Annotated in this window: 11 protein-coding genes and 1 pseudogene; 9 read left to right on the plus strand and 3 right to left on the minus strand. The window is 38.6% G+C overall.

The annotated features are described in order from the left end of the window. From KQI94_RS13255 to KQI94_RS13270, 4 genes are all read left to right on the plus strand, one after another. Positions 1 to 751 (plus strand): glycine betaine ABC transporter substrate-binding protein (locus KQI94_RS13255; protein ID WP_275970757.1); only part of this gene is annotated, 751 nt, incomplete at its 5' end. 141 nt (positions 752 to 892) lie between these two features. After that, complete coding sequence (gene argR, locus KQI94_RS13260; protein WP_002355509.1) at positions 893 to 1,348, plus strand: arginine repressor; 456 nt, start codon at positions 893 to 895, stop codon at positions 1,346 to 1,348. Positions 1,349 to 1,381: 33 nt separating this feature from the next. Next, complete coding sequence (locus KQI94_RS13265; protein WP_002384903.1) at positions 1,382 to 2,890, plus strand: phosphoglucomutase; 1,509 nt, start codon at positions 1,382 to 1,384, stop codon at positions 2,888 to 2,890. 23 nt (positions 2,891 to 2,913) lie between these two features. Further along, positions 2,914 to 3,468 carry a GNAT family protein gene (locus tag KQI94_RS13270; RefSeq protein ID WP_002380085.1) on the plus strand — a complete coding sequence of 185 codons (555 nt, stop codon included), beginning with the start codon at positions 2,914 to 2,916 and terminating at the stop codon, positions 3,466 to 3,468. A 123-nt stretch (positions 3,469 to 3,591) separates the two neighbouring features. Here the strand turns inward: KQI94_RS13270 and KQI94_RS13275 are convergent, their stop codons facing one another. Next, positions 3,592 to 4,455, minus strand: a complete 864-nt coding sequence (locus tag KQI94_RS13275; protein WP_002380086.1) for an RluA family pseudouridine synthase — start codon at positions 4,453 to 4,455, stop codon at positions 3,592 to 3,594. Between the two features lie 342 nt (positions 4,456 to 4,797). On the opposite strand from KQI94_RS13275, the gene KQI94_RS13280 reads away from it, so the two are divergent. The 5 genes from KQI94_RS13280 to KQI94_RS13300 all read left to right on the plus strand — a co-directional run bounded on the left by KQI94_RS13280 (position 4,798) and on the right by KQI94_RS13300 (position 12,428). Beyond that, entirely contained in the window at positions 4,798 to 6,984 is a 2,187-nt protein-coding gene (locus KQI94_RS13280) for a PBP1A family penicillin-binding protein (RefSeq protein WP_002380087.1), read from the plus strand. 62 nt (positions 6,985 to 7,046) lie between these two features. After that, positions 7,047 to 7,388 (plus strand): YlbF family regulator, encoded by a 342-nt coding sequence (locus tag KQI94_RS13285; protein ID WP_115357840.1) that lies wholly within the window; start codon positions 7,047 to 7,049, stop codon positions 7,386 to 7,388. Positions 7,389 to 7,543: 155 nt separating this feature from the next. Beyond that, positions 7,544 to 8,779, plus strand: coding sequence for a DNA repair exonuclease (locus KQI94_RS13290; RefSeq protein ID WP_002380088.1), 1,236 nt, complete (start codon positions 7,544 to 7,546; stop codon positions 8,777 to 8,779). Further along, complete coding sequence (locus tag KQI94_RS13295) at positions 8,776 to 11,487, plus strand: AAA family ATPase (RefSeq protein ID WP_033625910.1); 2,712 nt, start codon at positions 8,776 to 8,778, stop codon at positions 11,485 to 11,487. The genes KQI94_RS13290 and KQI94_RS13295 overlap by 4 nt, the downstream gene beginning before the upstream one ends. Continuing rightward, a complete protein-coding gene (locus tag KQI94_RS13300) occupies positions 11,484 to 12,428 on the plus strand; it encodes an HD domain-containing protein (RefSeq protein ID WP_002355522.1) in 945 nt (314 codons plus the stop codon). Before KQI94_RS13295 ends, KQI94_RS13300 begins: the two co-directional genes overlap by 4 nt. 39 nt (positions 12,429 to 12,467) lie before the next feature. On the opposite strand, the gene KQI94_RS13305 is transcribed toward KQI94_RS13300, so the two are convergent. Both KQI94_RS13305 and KQI94_RS13310 read right to left on the minus strand, forming a co-directional pair. After that, positions 12,468 to 13,496: a peptidylprolyl isomerase gene (locus KQI94_RS13305; RefSeq protein WP_002355524.1), complete on the minus strand. Its 1,029-nt coding sequence runs from the start codon at positions 13,494 to 13,496 to the stop codon at positions 12,468 to 12,470. A gap of 138 nt (positions 13,497 to 13,634) precedes the next feature. Further along, a pseudogene (locus tag KQI94_RS13310) lies at positions 13,635 to 13,737 on the minus strand (IS30 family transposase); the annotation flags it as partial.

Here is a 13,737-nt window from a genome sequence, read left to right on the forward strand (position 1 = left end):
CTTAATTGAAGAAAATAGCGACATTCAGGTGACGTTAAAGCCAAACTTTGGCAAGACTACTTTTTTATATAATGCCTTGAAATCAGATGAAATCGATCTTTATCCGGAATTTACAGGCACAGTGATCGAAACCTTTTTAAAAAATCCTCCTCAGCTAGACAATCAACCTCAAGTAGTCTATGAAGCGGCACGCGCTGGCTTGAAAAACCAAGAAAACCTTACTTTGTTGAAACCGATGCGCTATGAAAATACGTATGCCGTCGCAGTTAAGCGCTCATTTGCAAAAGCGCATCAATTAAAAACGATTAGTGATTTACAGAAAATTAGCAATCAGTTGAAAGCAGGTTTTACGTTAGAATTTATTGATCGGCAAGATGGTTATAAGGGATTACAAGAAAAATATCATTTAAATCTGAATGTCCAATCGATGGAACCGGCATTACGCTATCAAGCGATTAATAATGGTGAGGTAAATGTGATTGATGCCTATTCAACGGATAGTGAATTGAAACAATACGATTTAGTAACGTTAGAAGATGATCAAGCGCTATTTCCGCCTTATCAAGGAGCACCACTTATTAAAACAGCAACGTTGGAAAAATATCCAGAATTAGCAGAAATATTGAATAAATTGGCAGGAAAAATTAGCGAAGAAGAAATGAGTGAAATGAATTATCAAGTCAATGTGGAGGGGCAAGATCCTAGCATAGTGGCGAAAGACTATTTAAAAGAAAAGAATCTTCTTAAATAAGTATTTTTTACTGAAAAAGACTGGTATATAAACATTTATCCAGTCTTTTTCAGATAAATAAAGAGTTTAATGTGAAAAGTACCTGTATTTTTACTCATTTTTGGATATAATAAAAGAAATGAATGGAGAGGAGTGGTCTATATGAAAAAAGCAGAACGCCAACGTTTGATTAAACAACTAATTATGCAACAAGAAATTGAAACACAAGATGAATTAATCACTCGTTTGGAAGAACTTGGCGTCCGAGCCACTCAAGCGACTGTTTCAAGAGATATCCGTGAAATGAGTATTGTTAAAACACATGGTGCAGATGGTCGTGTCAAATATGCAATTTTTTCTCAAGCACAAGGCACAAGCAGTGAAGAGAAATTACGAGAATCAGTAAAAGATTCAGTTGTTCGAATGGAGCGAGTACAATTTATTGTCATCTTGCATACAGAGATGGGAAATGCCGATGTGGTGAGTAACTTTTTAGATGAAGTAGCTTATCCAGAAGTGGCTGGTACAGTGGCTGGTGCGGATACGATTATTGTGATTACACGTTCAGAAGAGGATGCGGAACACTTTATCGAACGCATCGAAAATATGATTTTTTAAAATTGAAAGCATCAATAGAAGGGAGTTTTTTTCTTGGTAGAATTGAAAGCGCTACAAAATGGTTCGGATATTCGGGGAATTGCTTTGGATACGGAAGAGCAAACTGCAACATTAACCGCAACAGCAGTAGCCGAGATTGCGGTGGGCGTGGTTCGTTGGTTACAGGACAAAAAACAGCTGCCACGAAAGGCACAACAGCGCCTGACAATTGCAATCGGACATGATAGTCGTCTAACGGCGGAGCCGATTAAGCAAGCATTAGTAGATACGTTTCTTTCATTAGGTATTCAGGTGATTGACGTTGGTTTAGCTACGACGCCTGCTATGTTTATGGCTACTCAATTTCCAACGTTTCAATGTGATGCAGCGATTATGATTACAGCTAGCCATTTGCCTTACTACTTTAATGGCTTGAAGTTCTTCACAGCAGAAGGTGGAGCAGAGAAAGAAGATATTCGGTATATTTTATCTCATACTGATCCGCTGACAGCCAATGAAAATGGCACACTGATGAAGCAAGAGTTACTGCCAATTTATGCGGAGCATTTGGTGGAAAAAATCCGCCAAGGAATTCATTCGCCAGAAGAGAAACCTTTACAGGGCTTTCGAATTATCGTTGATGCGGGTAATGGGGCTGGGGGCTTCTTTGCGGAGCAGGTTCTTCAAGTTTTGGGCGCTGATACGACGGGATCACAGTTTTTAGAACCAGATGGGCATTTTCCTAATCATGTACCTAATCCAGATAATTCTGAAGCAATGAAAAGTATTCAAACGGCTGTTTTAGCTAATCAAGCAGATTTAGGCATTATTTTTGATACAGATGTAGATCGTTCGGCCGTGGTGGACCAATCAGGTGAGGTACTAAACCGAAATAATTTAATTGCTGTTTTAGCGGCAATCGTTTTAAAAGAAGCGCCTGGTAGTTATATTGTGACAAATTCGCCAACATCAAGTCATTTAAAAACATTTATTGAAGAAAAAGGCGGCCAACAGATTCGTTATATTTCTGGTTACCGAAATGTCATTAATAAAATGATTGAATTGAATCATGGGGGCTTTCAGACACCGTTAGCCATTGAAACCAGTGGTCATGCAGCATTTCAAGAAAACTACAATCTGGATGATGGTGCATATATCGTGGCGAAAATTTTAATGTTGTTACCAGAATTGAAACAAAACAATCAAACGTTAGGAGATCTGATTGCTACATTGAAGCAACCGGCAGAAACCAACGAATTTCGCTTCAAAATTACTGCGGAGGATGTTACTTGTTATGGGCAACAAGTCTTGCGAGACTTTGAATTGTTTGTAGAAAATCAAGCAGACTTTGCTGTGGACCGTGAAAACCAAGAAGGTGTTCGGGGAAACGTGTCTGGTCAATATGGCAGTGGTTGGTTTTTGCTACGCTTAAGTCTGCATGAACCGTTGCTTGTTCTTCAGGTAGAGAATGACCAAAGCGATAAAAATGCGTGTGTCATCGAAAAAATTGCCACTTTTTTACAAAAATACGAGGAAATAGATAGTCAACAAATAGAAAAATAATCTAGGAAATTAAAGGTGTTCTTATGGAAAATGTTTTAAAAGGAAAACACGTTGGCTTTTCTCATTTTAGAGAAGAATATATCGAACATATTGCAAAGCAGCAATGGGATAATGAATTGCTTCGGCATTTGAGCTGGGATGCTTTACATCCGTGGGGGCTTGAAGAATGGAAAGATTTCACAATTAATAAAGGAGAAGATGATCGATTTCTATTTGCTATTTTAGAAAATACGACAGAGGAATTTATTGGTTGGGTTTCGTTGTCTGATGTACAGTTGAAAAATAGAGGGGCCAATTTAGGGATTGCTATTTTACAAAAAGAGCAACGTGGTCAAGGATATGGCTTTGAGGCGGTGTCTTTAATTTGTAAATTTGCTTTTTATGAATTGGGCTTGCACAAAATCAGATTAGCTGTCAATAGTAACAATCAAAACGCGATTCATGTTTATGAAAAAGTAGGCTTCAAAAAAGAAGGAATTGATAGAGAAGCGTTATTTCAAGATGGCCAATGGCTGGATATCTACAATTACGGAATTTTACAAAAAGAGTGGCTACAAATGATTAAGGCTGAGAGTTAGCTCAGGAACTGTTTAACACCAAGACACTGAGCAAACGCAGATATGCCGTTCTCAGCAGTGAATGTGCGGTAAAATAAAAAAACAGAAGAAATCGGCGGTTACCGTCCGATTTCTTCTGTTTTTTTACCATAGGCCAGGCGCTGCAGTCACAACGATTTGTTTTTTTGTAAACGGATGGAGTAAATGAAGTTGTGAAGCATGGAGCATTAAACGAGCTGCCTGCGATTTTGGGTTGTATAACGGATCACCAATAATTGGATGCCCTTCGCTAGCTAAATGGACCCGAATTTGGTGCGTCCGACCTGTTTCTAAAACACAGGTAACTGCGGTTTGATTATTAGAAAGAGCTTTGACCACTTGGACATGCGTAATCGCTGAATCCCCTTTTTGAGGATCAATCCGTCGTTTCCGGCGATCATGCCGATCACGACCAATCGGCTGATTGATTGTCTGTTCTTTTTGGTTAAAGTGACCAGCTACAATCGCTTGATATTGACGGTAAATTTGTTTTGTTTCTAATAAACGCCCTAAAATAGGTAAGACAAAAGGATTTTTAGCAAAGACAATCGCACCACTGGTTTCTTTATCTAATCGATGAACGACATAAGGGACCTGATTTTTCTCAGCTAAATAGGCAGCAACATGATTTAACAAGGTGTCTGTTTCCTGTGGCTGATTTGGATGGGTTTTAATGCCATAAGGTTTATTTACAATCATTAAATGTTCGTCTTCATATAAAACCTTCACACGCGTTGCTTCCCCCAAATGAATAGTGGGAAACACATAATCGGTTTCTTCAAACGTTAAGGTGACACAATCGCCAGCTTGGACTGGAAAATGAAAAGCAGCTGTTTCTCCGTTGATTTTGACATTTTTTCGCGTGCGTAAAAAATGGCGCACTTTTCGAGGGACTAGCCACTCATTTTCTAATAGTTCTTTTACAGTCATTGTTGAAAAATTTTCAGGTAATCTCATTGAATATTCCACCAAATCCCACCTTTCACTGATTCGCTATTTAGTGTAACAAAGCTACTCAAAAGGTCAAGTCAGAACGGAAAAAAAGCTGAAATTTGTTAGAAAGGCAGTTCCTTGAGAGATTCTTAAACAAATTTACATAAAAAACGAAGAAAAGCATGATAGAATAGAGGCTAAATAAAGACTCGTTTCTAAACGTAAGCAATTATTTACCTCTAGTGAAGGCCACATTTCCTTTGCTACAGCGAAAAGACCATTGAAATTGTTTTTCAAGAATTTTTCATGCTTTAGACCTAGGTCGTACCCACAAGAATATGGTAGACTTAGCCAAGAAACGTAAACAGAGGGAGTACTATGGACAATCTTAAACAATTTTTTAGTAAAGTCGGTGTCGGATTACGTCATTTTTGGACGTGGATAAAGCCTTATTTAATACAATTCCATCAAGCCAGAAAGCGGATTTGGAAAAAGTATCAAATCAATAAAATTTTCTTGTTAATTGGTTTGGTAGTCGCTTTAGGTGCCAGTATTTATTTATTTTACTTAGCCAAGTCCGCAAACGTTGAGACCCTAAAATCGGGGCTAAGTGAATCAACACGTGTTTATGATGAATCAGGAGAGGAAGTCGGAAAGTTATTCGGGCAAAAAGGAACTTTTGTGGAACTGGACAATATTTCTCCTTATATTCAAGACGCGGTTATTTCAACTGAAGATCGCGGGTTTTATCAACATAAAGGGTATTCCATCAAAGGGATTGCCCGTGCGGTTGTTGGAAAATTGACCTTCGGGAAAATCGGTGGCGGTGGTGGCGGAAGTACAATTACGCAGCAATTAGCCAAAAATGCTTACTTAACGCAAGAGCAAACGTTAGATAGGAAAGCCAGAGAATTATTCTTAGCGATTGAAATCGAAAAGAAATATTCGAAAAAAGATATCTTAGCAATGTATTTAAATAATTCTTATTTTGGTAATGGTGTCTGGGGCGTGCAAGATGCAGCTCGTAAATACTTTGGCGTGGATGCATCCCAAGTGACAGTGGGGGAAGCCGCAACGCTAGCAGGTATGTTAAAAGGGCCAGGAATTTATAACCCAATTGATTACATTGACAATGCCACAGCGCGACGGAATACCGTTTTACAACTAATGGTCGACAATAAAAAACTGTCTCAAGAAGAAGCCAATCAAGAAGCGAGTGTTAACTTAGCGAGTCTATTAAATGACACCTATGTTGGCGACGAAAATAGTTACAAATATCCATATTATTTTGATGCGGTAATTGATGAAGCGGTCAATCGTTATAAATTTAAAGAAGAAGATATTTTAAATAAAGGCTACAAGATTTACACTTCTTTAAATCAAAAATATCAAGATGCGATGGATGCAACTTATAAAAATGATACACTATTTCCACCCAATGCAGAAGACGGTGCCATGGTTCAAAGTGGCTCTGTAGCCATTGATCCGAAAACCGGCGGCGTGCAAGCACTGGTGGGCGGTCGAGGGGAACACGTTTATCGAGGCTTTAACTTTGCAACGCAAACAAAACGTTCACCAGGCTCGTCCTTAAAACCAATTTCTGTCTATACACCAGCTTTAGAGGCTGGCTATAAACCAGACTCTGTTTTAGAAGATAAACCACAAGATTACTATCCAGCGCAAAACTATAGCCGCACGTACAGTGGAGAAGTTCCTATGTATCAAGCCTTAGGAGAAAGCTTAAATTTACCAGCGGTGTGGTTATTACATCAAATTGGTTTAGATAAAGGCTATGAAAAAACAGAGAAATTTGGCATTCCATTATCAGAAAAAGATCGATATTATGGTTTAGCACTTGGGGGATTACAAACGGGTGTTTCGCCACTAACCATGGCGGGAGCTTATAGTGCCTTTGCCAATGAAGGCTATAAAACTGAAACGCATTTAATTACAAAAATCGTCGACTCAACTGGCGCAATTGTAGTTGATAATACTAAAGTCAAGAAAGAACAAGTCATTACCAAAGATGTTGCAGACGGGATTACAAGTATGTTACTAGGGGTCTTTAGTTCTGGGAGCGGGGTCAACGCACAACCAGCAGGCTACGTAATGGCTGGTAAAACAGGTACGACAGAAACCAACTTCGATAGTAGTAAAACGAACGATCAGTGGGTGATTGGTTATACACCAGAAGTTGTCATTGCTACTTGGTTAGGCTTCCAAGAAACCAGTAAAACCCATTATCTGGAAGGTAGTAGCGCCACATATGCCTCTCAGGTGTTCAACAGTCAAGCCAGTGGCATCTTGCCACAAGTCAAACAAGCACAATTTCCTGTCGCGGATGCTTATGCCACAGGTGGGAAAGTTGTTGATAGCAACGATAGTTTAACCGGTGGTGCCAATTCTAATTGGCGGGATAACTTAAAAGACTTTGGAAACTCTGTTCAAGATGGCGCTAGCAATTTCGGAGATACATTGAATGAAGTTGGGGGACAAATTAAAGACGGCGCGAAAAAAGTCAAAGACAAGATTGAAGGAATTTTCGGAGGCTTATTAGGAAATTAGTTGGGAAAACCTAAGAGAAATGGTACAATAAAGATGAAACTATTGAGAAAAGAGGGATTCCATTGAGTAACATTTATGATACAGCCAATCAGATTGAACGTGAACTACGTGAGTTAGACGAATTTAAAGCATTACAAGCAGCGTATGAAGAAGTAAAAGCAGACGAAGCAGCTTACACATTGTTTAAAGAATTCCAAGGATTCCAACAAGGACTTCAAGAAAAACAAATGCGCGGTGAAGAATTCACGGATGAAGATGCTGAAAAAGCACAAAGCATTGCAACGAAAGTGCAAGAAACAGCAGTTATCAACGAATTAATGCAAAAAGAACAAGCGTTTAGCTTAGTTGTCAATGATTTAAACCGAATTATCATGACTCCTGTGGGTGATATGTATAACGATTAATTTACGTAATTGAACTCTGACAAGTTGTCTATAAGACAATTTGTCAGAGTTTTTCTTTTACTGAAAATAAAAAAACGAACAAATTTTCGTATGTTTTTACTGACCAAGCTGGCAGAAAATGATATGATAAAGGGAGGAGAAAAGGAGGGGAAACGATGAAACTATTGCATACAGCTGATTTACACATGGATCGGTCTTTTGAAGGGTTAACTGGGATCCCGACAGCCTTAGCGAAGCGCTTAAGAGAAGCTAATCAACAATTGTTAATGAATATCGTAACAGTTGCCATTCGAGAAACGGTGGACTTGGTTATTTTTGCAGGAGATACGTTTCATCAAAGTCAGACCTCTATTTCAATGCAAGCCCAATTGATGGCTGCATTAGAACAGTTGAAACAAGCAGAAATCCCTGTGATTCTAACATTTGGGAATCATGATTACTATAAAAAAGACCGCTATTGGTTTTCTTTTCCAGACAATGTTTTTTTATTTGAAAAAGAAATGGTTGAGACGCTGTATTTTGAAACGAAAGCGGGCGAACAAGTGGCTGTTTCGGGGTTTAGTTATGAGCATCCCTGGATTGATGAAAATAAAGCACTAGAATTTCCTATCAAACAAGCAGAATCTGACATTCATATTGGGATTTATCATGGAGACACCAGTCGGAAAGCGCAACAAAATTATGCTCCGTTTACATGGAAGGATTTAAAAGCCACTGGCTATAATTATTGGGCATTGGGCCACATTCATCAGCCGCAAATTGTTAGTGAACAACCGCTAATTGTTTATCCTGGAACACCTCAAGGGCACACGAAAAAAGAACAGTCTTTACAAGGTGTTGCAGTGGTCACACTTTCCCAAAATCAAGCGACTGTTCAATTTGAAAAAGTCGCAGAAATAGATTGGACGAATGAAGAAGTATCTCTTGCGCAATGCCGTGACACCCAAAGCGTTTTGTCTTATCTTGAAACCAGTTTGCTGACGAAGTGGCATGCGCATCAGCAACAGCAATTGATGGCGTTGACACTGAAAGAAACGCAACATTTGGATGTGACCGTGGTGCAAGCCATTGTCAATGGTGAACTATTAAGCTACTTACAGCAGCAGCTTTTACAAAAAACGCAAGGTGATTTTTTTGTTTATCACCTAATATTGCAAGCAGAGGAACCAACGAAAGAACCGATCTATTTAGCCGCTAGTCCCAACTTATTAACGGCATTAGAAAAAACATACTTAGATCCAGTTATTTTTGAAGATACCACCAAGGAATTGTTACGTTATCCAGAATTTGCTGGAATTTTTTCAATGGATGAGCAGTGGCGATTAGAGAGCTTGCGCCTAGCACATGAGCAAATTAATGAAGACTTTACTATTCAGGAGGACCCACTATGAAATTACTCGCAGTAGAGATTGTGGGCTTTGGAAAATGGCAACAACAGAAAATTACATTTGAATCTGGTAATCAATTGCTGTACGGCGCAAATGAAGTTGGCAAGTCCACATTGTATCAATTCATTCAAGCAATGCTGTTTGGTTTTCCCACAAAGGGCAAAAGAAAACGCGATTACGCACCTAAAAATGGTGGTTCGTATGGTGGTCGTTTGTGGTTGGCACATCCTGTGTTTGGGGAAGTTCAAGTCGAGCGTTTTAAAGAAAAAAATAAAGGGCAAGCAATCATTTATTATCAACAACAAATGGGGGATGAAAAAACCTTACAGCAAATGTTACATCCGCTAACGAAAAAGTTATTTCAAGAGGTTTTTACTTTCCAACAAGAACAATTAATTACGAGTGATAAGTTGACAGAAGAGGAACTGCAAACATCCTTGTTAGCCATTGGTGTTTCTGGTAGTCAACAACTTTTGACTTACCGAAATACGTACTTTAAAGAAGCACAAAAAATCTTTAAAGGTAAAGGACAGCAGCCATTACTCAATCAGAAGTTGGCGGCTTATCAAGAACTAAAAGAGCAAATTCAAGAGAAAGAAGCGCAGCAACAAACTTTTCAACAATTAGAAGAAACGATTCGCGAAACAGAACAACAGCGAGTGACACTGCAACAGCAATTAAAAGAAACGCAACAGGACTTGTTACAGGTTGCGGAACAGCAACGTCACTTTCCCTTGTACGAAGAATGGCAGTCACTACCTGAAGAAACAGAGAACGTTGTTTTAGTAAAAGAAGACCAAGTTCAATTAGAAGAAACCTTTCAAGAATATATGTACCTAGACAAAGAACGACAACGTTTGACCAAAGAGTTATCTCTTCAGTCAGAAGCGCTCGATGTTCCAGAAGGCTATGCTTTTTACCTAGAACAAGAAGCATTGATTCAACAATTGTTGAATCAACGCTATGATATGCAACAATTGATGACGGAATCGGAATGGATGACCCAAACCTTTGAGCAAAATCGTCAAGAAATGGTCCTTTTAGAGAACGAATGGTCATGGTCGCCTGAACGACCACCACAGCTTTTTTATGACAACGAAACCGTTCAAAAGTGGCGCCAACAACAAGTTGCGTATACGCAAGCTCTTCAAAAAGGACAAGAACAGAAAGCATTCTTGGCTTCTCAAATTGAAAATCTGGAAGACCAGTTAACGGATTTTGAAAAAGCGCATGCCGCATTTTTTGGTGAAGCGACGCGTGCCCAAAAAGCGCAGAAAACAAGTCAACCACTTTGGTTATTGCTAGGAAGTATCCTTGCATTACTCGGTTTCTTTTTGCCAAGCCCTTTAAAATGGGGCCTAGTTCTCGCGGGAGTTAGTCTTATCGCGAAAGAAGTGCTTAGCTACGCCACTAGAAAAGAAGCTTCCTCTGATGAAGTGAAAGAAGAATGGAAGACGAAACTTTCGCAACTAGATTATTTAAATGAACAGTTCCAACAAGCGCTGAATCAAGAACGTGAGGCACAACTGCAAGTGGAACAACTTGAACAATCAGTAGCGGAGCAAGCCCAACTCCATCAATTAGGAAAAATGAATCAAATTGATACTTTAATGAATCAGCGGGAATTGATTACGCGCTATTTATTGCTTGTTCAAACAAATGAAGAACTCATGAGTCAATTGAAGGAAAATCAACAAAAACGCCAAGGATTTGAAGAACAAGTCTTTCCATTGATGACGCATTTACCCTTACAAGGAAAGAGCCTTTCAGAAAAGTTACACTTTTTAGAAGGATTTGCTGAAGAAATGGAGAAGGTTCGCTTTGCTCAGGAGTATCAAGCAGATGGCTATCTCAAACAGCAGTTACGAGAGTTGAAAACTAAACAGCAAGAAGCATTAACACGAATTCAGCCTTTACTAATTCGTTATCGGATTCTATCAATCGCTGATGTTCCAATAAGGATTCAACAGCTGACCACTCAGCAAGCCCAAGTTGGTCGTGGGCAAGAATTAGCGACGCAATTAGGTAATCTGTTTCCAGAAGCGGTAACAGAAGCAACGTTAAAAGACCGTTCTTTACAACTGGCGCAGCAACAAGCACTGGAAGAAAGTCAGTTAGATAAAATACAAGAACAGTATCAAGCGCTGATTTATGAAAAACAACAATTAATGACGGATGGTACCTTAGATGAGTTGTATCAACGACAAGCAATTTTAAAAGCGGAAATCAAAGAACTAGCTCAACGTTGGTCTGGGTATCAACTAGCGGGACAACTGCTAATGGACCTATTAACAGAGCTTTCGGAACAACAATTGCCCAGCTTATTACAGTATGCATCAAGCTACTTTGCACTTTTAACAAATCAGCGTTATCAATCAATCCAAGTAGCCGAAGGTCAACTAGTTGCGGTGACGAAAGAACAAGAAATGTTTTATTTACATGAATTATCAACTGGCACTAAAGATCAATTGATGATGGCTGTTCGTTTTGCCTTTTTAGCAGTCCAAGGCGAGCAACTGATTTGTCCAATTATCATTGATGATGGCTGGTTACACTATGATCATCAAAGAAAAGCCCAATTAGCTGAATTATTTACTAAATTTGGTCAAAAACAGCAAGTCATTTGTTTTTCTTCTGACCAAGAAATGGTAAGCTATTATCAGGACTTACAACAAAGAGTAATTGCGTTAGAAGGAGGAAGCGTCAAGTGAAAAAATTACGTGAATTAACAGTAGAAGAACTTTTTGAATCATTTGTTCTAATTAAAAATGCCGATGTACGTGTAGCTAAAAATGGGAAAAAGTTTATTGCCTTTACCTTTCAAGACACATCTGGCACGATTGACGGAAAATATTGGGACGCCTCTGAGGATGAAATTACACGGTTTACTGCGGGAAACGTTGTTTTACTGAATGGGAAACGAGAAGTTTATCAAAATAAACCCCAAGTAAAAATTTTACACATGCGTTTAGCGACAGCAGAGGAACCAAGCCAGCCAAGTTTATATATGGAACGAGCGCCTTTGAAAAAAGAAGAGATGGTCGAGGAAATCAATCAAGTGATTTTTGAGATTACCAATGCTCATTGGAATCGTATTGTGCGCTATCTCATGACGAAATACCAACAAGAATTTTATGAATTTCCTGCAGCCAAACGGAACCATCATGCTTTTGCGAATGGCTTAGCTTACCACACTGTCTCAATGTTGCGCCTAGGCAAAGCAATTGCTAAGGAATATCCTGAAATTAACACGTCACTATTATACGCGGGGATTATTTTACATGACTTAGGAAAAGTTTTAGAGTTATCTGGCGCTATTACGACAGAATATACGGTGGCAGGGAATTTAATTGGTCATTTAGTTTTGGTGGATGAGGAAATTACCAAGGCGTGTTTGGCTTTGAAAATTGATGATCGAGAAGAAGACGTTGTCGTTCTTCGGCACATGGTCTTAGCCCACCATGGATTGTTGGAATATGGCTCACCTGTGCGACCAAGAATTATGGAAGCGGAAATCTTACATCAAATTGATACCATGGATGCGTCCATTCAAATGATGCTAGGGGCAATTCGTCAAACACAGCCTGGGGAGTATACGGAACGAATCTTTGGTTTAGATAACCGCAGTTTCTATGTTCCAAAAGATAAATAAAAAAAGGGAGTGGTCAATCGACCACTCTCTTTTTTATGCTTATTTAGAAGAAGATTCTGTTGTTTTGCTTGAAGAATCTGTTGCTTTTTCAGAGTCGCTTGTTTTGGTATCGCTTGTTTTAGAATCACTTGATTTTGATTCTTTTTTCTCTGAAGAAGCGCTTGAAGATTCAGTTTGCATGTAGCCTGCTAAAGCGTTCTTGAAGGCATCATCTTTAATTTTCACATTGGCCGCTTTTAATTCGTCACTAATGACTTTCGAAACAAATGTTTGATCGGCTAATTTTGTTTCTTCAGCAATTTTCTTGATCTCTTTTTCATAAGGTTTCATGTCATTGCCTTTTGCTTTGTTTTTCGTCATTTTCACTACATAGTAGGTTGTTTGGTAGGTTTGCATATTTGTTGCAGCAATTGGTTCTGACACTTCGCCATCTTTTAATTTGAAGGCAGCTTCTTTAACTTCGGCAGGAACAGTTGTTGCTTGTGAATCAAATTTAATTTTACCGCCATCTTTTTTCGTAGCAGCATCTGTTGATTTTTCTTTAGCAATTTTTGTGAAATCGCCGCCGTCAGTGATTTCTTTCTTGACAGCTTTGGCATCATCTTCTGAAGCAACTTGGATAATTTGTGCTTCTACTTCTGGATGGAAACTTGCCCAAGCTGTTTTTAAGTCTTCATCTGTAATTTTTAAGTGGGCTTTTAGACCTGCATCATAGGCTGCTCTTTGTTTTAACTGTTTCTTGAATGTTTTTTCAGTTAAACCAGCTTGTTTTAATGCATCAGAGAACTTTCCACCTTGTGCTTCTACTTGTTCTTTGGCTTCGTCAAAGTTTTTTTGAATATCTTTGTCAGTTACTTTGTCGCCATATTTTTCTTCAAAGACTTTATAAATAACCATTTGGCTAAACGCTTGTTGGCTAGTGCTTTGTTCTTTAATTTGGTTATAAAAATCATCAACAGTAATTGTTGAACCTTTCATTGTTGCGATATCTTTTGAACCGCTTGAACACGCTGCTAAACTAAAAACGGCCATTGCGCCCGCTGCAGCTAAGATTAGTTTTTTCTTCATTCTCTTATGCACTCCTGTTTTTTTTAGTTTTATTTCTGTTATAACTATACCATACCTTATTTTGAAAAAGAAAGAGTCTCAGGCATAGTTTCAAACAAAATTCGTATTTACGTCACACTTTTTATTTTTTATGATTTGTCAAATTAAGTTAGAATAAAATGCTTCTTGTACATAGCTCAAAAATATCTCAATTGGTGTTCTGTAATTCAATGATTTTCTTGGAATATGATTACGTTGATTG

This window comes from Enterococcus sp. S183_ASV_20, assembly GCF_018919685.1.
Taxonomy (GTDB): Bacteria; Bacillota; Bacilli; order Lactobacillales; family Enterococcaceae; genus Enterococcus; species Enterococcus faecalis.